The sequence below is a fragment of the Intrasporangium chromatireducens Q5-1 genome (genome assembly GCF_000576575.1).
Lineage (GTDB): Bacteria > Actinomycetota > Actinomycetes > Actinomycetales > Dermatophilaceae > Intrasporangium_A > Intrasporangium_A chromatireducens.
Window position 1 is genome coordinate 1 of the sequence record NZ_AWQS01000229.1, and the last position, 6075, is coordinate 6075.

At 73.2% G+C, this 6075-nt stretch carries 8 protein-coding genes and 1 tRNA gene; all 9 read left to right on the forward strand.

The genetic code is table 11. The features are described 5' to 3' along the window. Positions 1 to 248, forward strand: a 248-nt coding sequence (locus tag N864_RS25740; RefSeq protein WP_034720396.1) for a hypothetical protein, incomplete at its 5' end; no start/stop codon positions are given. 62 nt (positions 249 to 310) lie between these two features. Next, positions 311 to 1198 carry a glycosyltransferase family 2 protein gene (locus tag N864_RS18240; RefSeq protein WP_051518772.1) on the forward strand — a complete coding sequence of 296 codons (888 nt, stop codon included), beginning with the start codon at positions 311 to 313 and terminating at the stop codon, positions 1196 to 1198. 47 nt (positions 1199 to 1245) lie between these two features. Beyond that, positions 1246 to 2064, forward strand: coding sequence for a zinc-binding alcohol dehydrogenase family protein (locus N864_RS18245; protein ID WP_338033659.1), 819 nt, complete (start codon positions 1246 to 1248; stop codon positions 2062 to 2064). A gap of 37 nt (positions 2065 to 2101) precedes the next feature. After that, entirely contained in the window at positions 2102 to 2278 is a 177-nt protein-coding gene (locus N864_RS26350) for a hypothetical protein (protein WP_338033660.1), read from the forward strand. 107 nt (positions 2279 to 2385) lie between these two features. Then, positions 2386 to 3348, forward strand: a complete 963-nt coding sequence (ligD, locus tag N864_RS18250) for a non-homologous end-joining DNA ligase (RefSeq protein ID WP_034720399.1) — start codon at positions 2386 to 2388, stop codon at positions 3346 to 3348. Between the two features lie 5 nt (positions 3349 to 3353). Beyond that, a complete protein-coding gene (locus N864_RS18255) occupies positions 3354 to 4505 on the forward strand; it encodes a chorismate-binding protein (protein ID WP_081794018.1) in 1152 nt (383 codons plus the stop codon). A 22-nt stretch (positions 4506 to 4527) separates the two neighbouring features. Continuing rightward, entirely contained in the window at positions 4528 to 5376 is an 849-nt protein-coding gene (locus tag N864_RS18260; protein WP_205620997.1) for an aminotransferase class IV, read from the forward strand. Then, a complete protein-coding gene (locus tag N864_RS18265) occupies positions 5373 to 5849 on the forward strand; it encodes a TIGR02611 family protein (protein ID WP_051518773.1) in 477 nt (158 codons plus the stop codon). The genes N864_RS18260 and N864_RS18265 overlap by 4 nt, the downstream gene beginning before the upstream one ends. Before the next feature lie 92 nt (positions 5850 to 5941). Beyond that, positions 5942 to 6015 (forward strand) — tRNA-Val (locus tag N864_RS18270). Positions 6016 to 6075 lie beyond the last annotated feature (60 nt).

Genomic DNA, 6075 nt, shown 5'->3' on the forward strand with positions numbered 1-6075 from the left:
CAGGGCCGTGGCACGGGTCGAGGCGGCCGAGGACGCGGTGGCGCGTCGGGCGCCGAGTCCGCAGCAGGCCGCCCCCGGTCGTCCGGGCGCCGGCCGAGTGGCAGTGCAGAGGGTCGTCGCGGCGGCTCGTCGACCGTCTACTCGACGAGCTCGGGTGGCTCCGGTGGAGCGGCCTCATTCTCGCAGCGCAGCCGCGCGGCCGGCCGCCGCAGCCGCTGACCCTCGAGCAGTGCGGCGGGACCACCTGACCCGGGTGGTCCCGCTGCCTCCTTTTCGGAGTGCCCCTCCTCGGGCGGGGTAGAGGCGGTCCATGACCACCGCCGTGACCGTCGTCATCGCGACGCGCAACCGGGCAGTGGGGCTGACCCGCACCCTCGACCGTCTCCGGTCCCTGCCGGAGCAGCCGCCGGTCATCGTCGTCGACAACGGCTCGACGGACGACTCGGCGGCGGCGGTGCGGCGCCGGCACCCCGACGTCACCGTCATCGAGCTGGGGGAGAACCTGGGGGCGGTGGCCCGGACGGTGGGCGTCCGCGCCAGCACCACGCCGTATGTCGCATTCTGCGACGACGACTCATGGTGGGAGCCGGGGGCCTTGACGCGGGCGGCCGGGCACCTGGACGCACACCCCCGGATCGGCCTGCTCGCCGCGCGCATCCGCGTCGGGCCCGAGCGCCGGCTCGACCCCGTCTGCGCGATGATGGCCGACAGCCCCCTCGGCACCGAGCCGGACCTGCCCGGCCCCTCCGTGCTCGGCTTCGTCGCGTGTGGCGCGATCGTCCGGCGAGACGCATACCTCGCGATCGGTGGATTCTCGCCCGTCGTCTTCTTCTTTGGGGAGGAGACGGTGCTCGCCCAGGACCTCGCGGCCGCGGGCTGGGCCCGCGTCTACGTCGACGACGTCGTCGCGACCCACGACCCGGCCCCGGGTGGGGACCGGTCCGGCCGCCGGCGGCTGTTGCTGCGCAACGTCCTGCTCTCGACGTGGCTGCGCCGCCGCTGGCCGGCCCTGCTCGCCACGACCGGGCACGCCATCCGAGACATCAGCGATGCCGACGTCCGCGGCGCGCTCCTCGACGCGGCCGCCCGCCTACCCGCCGTGGTGCGGGCGCGTCGCGCACTGCCCCGGCACGTCGAAGAGGCGGTCCAGCGGCTCGAGCTGCTGCAGCCGCCGCCACTCGCCGGCAGCCACGCCTGACCCTCTCGGCCCTCGACAGCCGGCTCGCCATGACCCACGCTGGGGCCATGGCACGGCCCGAGCTGCCCCGCACCATGACCGCCTGGGAGACCGTCGGCCCCGACCTCGGGCGGGTGCGGCCCGTCGAGCGGAGCGTCCCGGCGCCCGGAGCGGGGGAGGTGCTCGTCGCGGTCGAGGCGTGCGGCGTCTGCCGCACCGACCTGCACGTGACGGAGGGAGACCTGCCCGAGCACCGGGCGCACGTCGTCCCGGGCCACGAGGTCGTCGGCACCGTCGCGGCGCTCGGGTCGGGAACCTCCCGGTTCCGTCTCGGGGACCGGGTCGGCGTGGCCTGGCTGCGCAGCACCTGTGGGTCCTGCCGGTGGTGCCGGTCCGGGCGCGAGAACCTCTGTCCCAGAGCGCAGTTCACCGGATGGGACGCCGACGGCGGATATGCCGACTTCACGACCGTCCCAGAGGCCTACGCCTACCGGCTCCCCGACGACGTGCCCGCCGAGCAGGCGGCCCCACTGCTCTGCGCGGGCATCATCGGCTACCGGGCGCTGCGCCGCACCGGGCTGCCCCCCGGCGGGCGCCTCGGGCTCTACGGGTTCGGGGCGAGCGCGCACCTCACGGCACAGCTGGCGCTCGCGCAGGGCGCCGAGGTGCACGTGCTGACCCGCGGTGAGGAGGCGCAGCGGCTGGCCCTCGAGCTCGGCGCCGCATCGGCCGGACCGGCCGACGGGCTGCCCCCGGTCCCCCTCGACGCATCGATCCTCTTCGCACCGGCCGGAGAGCTGGTCCCCGTCGCCCTCGCCGGGCTCGAGCAGGGCGGCACCCTGGCCCTCGCCGGCATCCACCTCACCGACATCCCCACGCTCGACTAACCAGGCACACCTCTTCCGCGAGCGCACGGTCACCTCGGTGACGGCCAACACCCGACGGGACGGGGAGGAGCTCCTCGCCCTCGCCACGCGCCTCGGCGTGCGGTCCACGGTGACGACCTACCCCTTCGAGCGGGCCGCCACGGCGCTCGACGACCTCGCGAGCGGACGCTTCGCGGGCGTGGCGGTCCTGCACCGGGCGCCGTCCCCGGTGTGAACGCGGACGGAACCGAGCGGCCTACGAACGGTGGTCGGCGGGCCCCCGACCGGCCAGCCGCCAGCTGAGTCCGCAGACCCACGAGAGGCGTGTGGTCCAATCGACCCATGGCTGCCGCGAGCAGGACCCCCGCGATCGAGCTCGACGTCGACGGCTACGACGTGCGGCTGAGCAACCCGGACCGCATCTACTTCTCCGAGCGAGGTGAGACGAAGCTCGACCTGGCCAACTACTACCTGTCCGTGGGTGCCGGCATCGTCAACGCCCTACGCGACCGGCCCTGCATGCTGCACCGCTTCCCCAAGGGCGTCGACGGCGACAAGGTCCACCAGAAGCGGCTGCCCGCCGGCGCACCGCCCTGGGTCGAGACGGTCCGGCTGCACTTCCCCCGGTACGGCCTGCACGCCGACGAGCTGTGCGTCACCAAGCTGGCGGACGTCATCTGGGCGGTGCAGATGTCGACGGTCGAGTTCCACCCCTGGAACTCCCGACGCCCCGAGACCGAGCTGCCCGACGAGTGGCGTATCGACCTCGACCCGATGCCGCAGTGCCCCTTCAGCACCGTGCGCCGGGCGGCGCACGTGGCGCACGAGGTCCTCGACGAGCTGGGAGCAGTGGGCTGGCCCAAGACCTCCGGCGGCCGGGGGATGCACGTCTACGTCCGGATCCGGCAGGAGCACGGCTTCAAGACGGTGCGCAGGGCCGCGCTCGCCTTCGCCCGCGAGGTCGAGCGGCGGCTGCCCGACGAGGTCACGACCGCGTGGTGGCGCAAGGACCGCGCGCCGACCGACCTGTTCGTCGACTACAACCAGAACGCCCGCGACCACACGATGGCCGCGGCCTACAGCGTGCGGGGCAACGCCCGCGGGACGGTCTCGGCTCCGGTGGCCTGGGACGAGGTCGACGACGTCGAGCCGGACGACTTCACGATCGCGACGATGCCGGAGCGCTTCGCCAAGCTCGGCGACCTGCACGCCGGGATCGACGACGCCGTGTTCGACATCGCCCCGCTCCTCGACTGGGCCGACCGGGACGAGCGGGAGGGCTGTCCCGTCCCCGAGGACGAATGAGCGGTATGCCGCTCAGCCACCTCCCGGCGCGCCGAGCCCTTCCGCTCGCCGTCCTGCCGCTCGGGATCAGCCCGCCGCTCGGCGACCACGCCCGGTTCCGGGACCGGAGCGCGACCGACGTGCTGGAGGTGCGTCACGGCAGTGACGCGCTGGCGGCCATGCAGCGGGGCGGGTTCTGGGCGCTCGTCGCGACCTTCGAGGGGGAGCTGACCGCGGTGCGGTTCGGCACCGTCGAGCGCCTCGAGGGGGAGACCCGGGCAGCGGACCGCGGGGCGGCTGCCGGCGCCGCTGCGGGAGACGCCGCCCACCTGCCGCAGTGGACGCCGCTGGAACGGCAGTGGCGCACGAGCCTCAGCAGAGCGGCATACCTCGAGGGGGTGCGGGAGGTCCGTGAGCGGATCGCCGCGGGCACCGTCTACCAGGTCAACCTCTGCCGCGTCCTGTCCCACGAACTGGTCGACGAAGCCGATCTCGACGCGCTCGATCGGCTGCTGTGCCAAGGCAACCCGTCGCCCCACGGGGCCCGCGTGCGCTGCGCGGAGGCGGGGCTCGACGTCGTCAGCGCGTCGCCGGAGCTGTTCCTGTCGCGCCAGGGCGACCGGCTGGTGACGAGGCCGATCAAGGGGACAGCGCCCCGGCCGGGCGAGCTGCTGCCCAAGGACGAGTCCGAGAACGTCATGATCGTCGACCTCATGCGCAACGACCTCTCCCGGGTCTGCCTCCCGGCGAGTGTGTCGGTCGACGCCCTCTGCGCCCTCGAGCGGCATCCCGGCCTCGTCCACCTCGTCTCGACGGTGAGCGGCCGGCTCCGGCCCGGAGTGGGCTGGGCGGCGATCCTGGAGTCGACGTTCCCGCCCGGCTCCGTCTCCGGGGCCCCCAGGTCGAGTGCGCTGGAGACGATCGGCGCGCTCGAGAGCCGCCCCCGCGGTCCGTACTGCGGAGCCCTCGGCTGGATCGACGCGGACCGCGGTGAGGCGGAACTCGCGGTGGGGATCCGGACGTTCTGGGCGGAGAGGGACCACGACGGACGTCGCTGGCTGCGGTTCGGCACGGGCGCGGGCATCACCTGGCACTCCGATCCCGAGCGCGAGTGGGACGAGACGGAGCTGAAGGCGGCTCGACTGCTCGGCCTCGCATCGGGCAGGGTGTCCGCGTGAACAGTGCAGGAGGAGCGCAGCGATGACGGACGGGCGGATCAGGGTCTGGGTGAACGGCCGCGGCGTCGAGCCGGACGAACCGGTCCTGACCGCGCTCGACCACGGCGTGACGGTCGGTGACGGCGTCTTCGAGACGGCCAAGATCGAGCACGGGCGACCGTTCGCCCTCCGCCGGCACCACGCGCGGCTGCTCCGCTCGGCTGCTGGTCTGGGGCTGCCGCCCATCGACCTCGACCGTGTCGACGAGGGCATCAAGGCGGTCCTGGACGGTGCCGAGATCGAGTTCGGCCGGCTGCGCTACAGCGTCACCGGAGGGACCGGGCCGCTCGGCTCCGACCGTCTCGCCGCGCCGCTGACGTACATCGTGCTGGCGGGACCCCAGCCCCGTCCACCGGCGTCCGGGGCGGTCGTCGTCGTGCCATGGACCCGCAACGAGCGGTCCGCTGTCGCCGGCCTCAAGACCACCTCCTATGCCGAGAATGTCATCGCCCTCGCGTGGGCGAAGGAACGCGGCGGCATCGAGGCGGTCTTCGCCAACACACGCGGCGAGCTGTGCGAGTGCACGGGCAGCAACATCTTCATCGTGCGCGACGGCCAGGTGCTGACCCCTCCAGTCGACTCGGGCCTGCTGCCCGGCATCACGCGAGAGCTCACGATCGAGTGGGCGGAGGCGAGCGGCATACGGGTGCGAGAGACGGTCCTGCCGCTCGGCGCGCTCGACGAGGCGGACGAAGTGTTCATCACCAGCTCGACGAAGGACATCCTGCCGGTCCACGCCGTCGACGGGCGTCCCCTCCCGGCGGAGCGACCGGTCACCACCCAGCTGCAGCGGGTCTTCCGCGGCCACGCCGAGAGGGACAGCGACCCGTGAGCGAGCAGCTGCCGGTCGAGGCGCCGGAACCGGCAATCGACTACTCCGACGCCAACGCGACCCTGGACGCCGACGAGGACCGGTGGGCGTGGCGCGCCCGGCTGCGTCGGAACCCAGCCACCCACCTGGCGTGGCGTACCGCCGTGGGTGTCGTCGGGGGCCTCGTCACCGTCGCCGGGCTCATCATGGTGCCCGCCCCCGGCCCCGGCTGGCTCGTCGTCTTCTTCGGGCTGATGATCCTCGCGAGCGAGTTCGAGTTCGCCCAGCGCGTGCTCGACTTCGCCCGCCGACAGGTGGGCCGCTGGAACGACTGGGTGATGGCGCAACCGATCTGGGTGCGCGGGCTCGTCGCGCTCGCCACCCTGCTGCTCGTGTGGGCGCTCTTCTGGGTCCTGTTCGCGCTCGCGGGTGTCCCCGGCTTCGTCCCGGACTGGGCCGCCGACGCGTTGCGACAGGTTCCAGGCATCGACTGAGCGGTGGGCCGGCTCGCCGGCGAGCCCGATTACGCGAACGCGAGCAGGATTGGATAGTGTTTCGCTCCGTCGCCCCACAAGGGCGACGTCCTGGACGTGTAGCTCAGTTGGTTAGAGCGTTCGCTTCACACGCGAGAGGTCAGGGGTTCGAGTCCCTTCACGTCCACCCTCACTCCTCATTGAGCGCGCACCGCCAGTCCTGATCGACAGTGCGCTAGTCCTGATC